The organism is Planktothrix sp. FACHB-1355 (assembly GCF_014748295.1).
In the GTDB taxonomy this organism is placed as follows: Bacteria; Cyanobacteriota; Cyanobacteriia; order Cyanobacteriales; family Aerosakkonemataceae; genus Aerosakkonema; species Aerosakkonema funiforme_A.
This window is the reverse complement of the sequence record NZ_JACJUP010001069.1, coordinates 1-2,378: the sequence shown is the minus strand read 5'-3', so window position 1 is coordinate 2,378 and position 2,378 is coordinate 1. Positions and strand designations below refer to the sequence as shown.

The 2,378-nt window shown below is 47.6% G+C and carries 4 protein-coding genes; 3 read left to right on the top strand and 1 reads right to left on the bottom strand.

Features of this window, described 5'->3' with window-relative positions:
• Window positions 1–390: 390 nt before the first annotated feature.
• Complete coding sequence (locus H6S82_RS29080) at window positions 391–570, bottom strand: hypothetical protein (RefSeq protein ID WP_190474262.1); 180 nt, start codon at window positions 568–570, stop codon at window positions 391–393.
• 111 nt (window positions 571–681) lie between these two features.
• Between H6S82_RS29080 and H6S82_RS29075 the strand changes: the two genes are divergently transcribed.
• From H6S82_RS29075 to H6S82_RS29065, 3 genes are all read left to right on the top strand, one after another.
• Window positions 682–864: a hypothetical protein gene (locus H6S82_RS29075; protein ID WP_190474264.1), complete on the top strand. Its 183-nt coding sequence runs from the start codon at window positions 682–684 to the stop codon at window positions 862–864.
• Between the two features lie 6 nt (window positions 865–870).
• Entirely contained in the window at window positions 871–1,950 is a 1,080-nt protein-coding gene (locus tag H6S82_RS29070; RefSeq protein ID WP_190474265.1) for an alcohol dehydrogenase catalytic domain-containing protein, read from the top strand.
• 17 nt (window positions 1,951–1,967) lie between these two features.
• A partial coding sequence (locus tag H6S82_RS29065) for a hypothetical protein (RefSeq protein ID WP_347339565.1) occupies window positions 1,968–2,378 on the top strand: 411 nt, incomplete at its 3' end.

Here is a 2,378-nt window from a genome sequence, read left to right as displayed (position 1 = left end):
ATCTCTACGCAATTATACTGAGATAGGCATGGGGATCAAGCTAAAACAAAAGTTCATAAACTTATTTTGCATAGAAGATCACCAATCTGTGTATGAGCCTCTGGATAGATGAGGCTACGGAAGAGGGACTTTTATAGTTAAGTATGTCGAGCTTGTCAGGAAGCGATCGGACAGCTCAACTCAGGAGGAGGATATGCTGAAACAATTAACTGAACTTGCCAATAGCTGGAAACTTACGGTTAATTCAAACCAAGGCTGGACTCGATCCAACACTTCCGCTTTAGGTACAACGGGGAGAAGGGAGTTCTGGTCAAATGCAGGGCAAACAATATACTGGCAGCCCTGTATTGAGTTTGAACCTTAACCTTTGAACGATTTTAATTTTACCGTTCAAAACCTCAAAAAGCAAGACAAATCGCTCAATTTTAAGCTTTGCGATTTTATTTGCTTCTGACGATCGCCCAAACCTGGCTCAACTAGAGTCGGCTTAGCTACTCCCGCCAGGGTTTTCAGGTAAAGGAGTACAACATGATGAAATGCTGCCACTCGGTTGAGTTGACGAACAGGCATCTAAGTTTGAAATTATACACTTTATTTTCAGCACTTTTGGATTAGCGTTGGTTTTTTTGTAAAAACCCCAACCATTTAATTAACGGATTTTAATGAAGAGGCAAGATTAAGATGAATACGCGCAGCAATACTTGTCCTTGTTGTGGAAGCACCCTACTCCGCCACATTCGCTCTCAAGGGATCTACTGGTTTTGTACCTCCTGTCACCAGGAAGTGCCATCCCTGCTTTCCATCAGGACGCTGCATTGTGATACTCTAAAACAGCAGTCGCGTCCGCTGTCGGCGGTAAGTTGATCGGTTTTGTTAGCAGCTGTACTTTACGGTCAAGAAAATTTACGCTTGGAATCTGTGCCCGATCCGATTCCCGGTGCAGGTGAAGTTGTGATTCAAGTTGCGGCGGCAACCACTTGCGGCACTGACCTGAAAGTGTGGCGTCGCGGCGGTCACGCCAGAATGCTGCGACCCCCGACTTTGTTCGGTCATGAGGCATCTGGGCGGATTGTGGCTGTTGGGGAGAATGTTTCGGGTTGGCAGGTGGGCGATCGAGTGGTGGCAAATAATTCTGCCCCTTGCATGAATTGCTTCTTTTGTCAACGTCAAGAATATTCCCTCTGCCCTAACTTAACTTGGAATAACGGCACATTTGCGGAATACTTGAAAATTCCGGCGGCGATCGTACAGCACAACCTCCTGTCCATCCCGGATGACTTGCCCGACGCCCTGGCATCGATGACAGAACCGCTGGCGTGCGTGCTGCATGGGGTAGCCCGTTCCAACGTGAAAGCGGGAGATCGCGTCGTGGTATTGGGAGATGGTGCGATCGGGTTGATGTTCGTAGCGGTTTTGGCGCATGGGGCATGGGGCAGAGAAAATTCTGCTCACCAATCCGCAATCCAAAATCCAGTTGACGTATTTTTATTTGGTGGGAACAACCAAAGGTTAGAGATTGGCAAAAAATTGGGTGCATCCCAAACTTTCAATTATCACCAAATTAGCGACATCCCAGCAGTGGTAAAAGAACTGACAGACGGATGGGGTGCGGATGTGGTGATCGAAGCAACGGGTGTGCCAGCCGTGTGGGAAAGTGCGATCGCAACTGCCCGTCCGGGTGCAACGGTTAACTTATTTGGAGGTTGTCCGCGAGATACAACCATTACAGTAAATACAGAACAACTCCACTACAGCGAACTGACTTTAAAAGGTGTATTTCACAACACGCCAACCTATGTGCGAGAGGCACTTTCCCTGCTCTCGCGTCGCATCATACCGTTTGAATTACTGATTAGCGAACATCGACCCCTGCAAGATTTAGAACAAGTGTTTCGCGATATGCGCGATCGCAAAGCGATTAAAGTAGCGATCGAACCGACAAAATCATGAAGGATGAGGCGCTAAAGATGAAATTGAAATTAATCTTTCTTTTGCCTTTTACCTTTTGCCTTTTTACTTCCAGAGTCAACGCCTTACCCGGTCAAACAACCGACCAAGTTGCCGCCTGGATTAAGGCGCACCCCACCCTGCGACCGAGTAGCGGCGAAACCTTGCTAGTACGCAAAAGCGATACCGCCGCAGTCAGATTTATATTTCAAGCTTCCGTCCTCGCACCGGGTATCGCCACTACTGGGGGAGACCCAGGAGTGATTCGCACCGAACAAATCGATTTATTCGATCTAATCAATGGCGTCACGTTCGATCGTCTCGTCGAATCTTTGCGAACAATTTACGGATTGGGTATTTATCAAGATTATCAAAGAGCGCGAGTAGTCTATGCTTACCCTAATGAAGCGACGGTGAGAGAAGCACGCAAT

Excerpts from the sequence above, each read along its gene's own strand:
- H6S82_RS29080 (WP_190474262.1), bottom strand. The coding sequence starts at position 570 with ATGCCTGTTCGTCAACTCAACCGAGTGGCAGCATTTCATCATGTTGTA.
- H6S82_RS29075 (WP_190474264.1), top strand. The coding sequence starts at position 682 with ATGAATACGCGCAGCAATACTTGTCCTTGTTGTGGAAGCACCCTACTC.